This window comes from Bartonella sp. AA2SXKL, assembly GCF_042197205.1.
GTDB lineage: Bacteria > Pseudomonadota > Alphaproteobacteria > Rhizobiales > Rhizobiaceae > Bartonella.
In genome coordinates this window covers 1-265 of the sequence record NZ_JBHIRN010000247.1, presented here as the reverse complement: position 1 = coordinate 265, position 265 = coordinate 1, and the positions used below count along the sequence as shown (strand labels likewise).

Sequence of the window (265 nt, the reverse complement as noted above, 5' to 3'; positions counted from 1 at the left end):
AAAAAAACGTGGGAAAGATATGCGAAAGCTTACAGAAGTTATGCAACTTCTCATTCATAAGCAGCAATTGCCTGCTATTTTAAATGATCACGCATTACAAGGCAATTGGAAGCCTCGTCGAGATCTTCATATAGAGGCAGATTGGTTATTAATTTATATAGTTGATGAAGAGCGAGTCCATTTTGATAGGACAGGTACGCATTCAGATTTATTTAAGTAAGAAATTGATAGTGAATTCTCAAAAAAATTCTGATTCGCATTAGCA

At 34.7% G+C, this 265-nt stretch carries 1 protein-coding gene; it reads left to right on the top strand.

All coding sequences use genetic code 11. From position 1 onward, the window contains the following. Window positions 1-220, top strand: a 220-nt coding sequence (locus ACFINS_RS11010; RefSeq protein WP_375706295.1) for a type II toxin-antitoxin system YafQ family toxin, incomplete at its 5' end; no start/stop codon positions are given. Window positions 221-265: the final 45 nt, after the last annotated feature.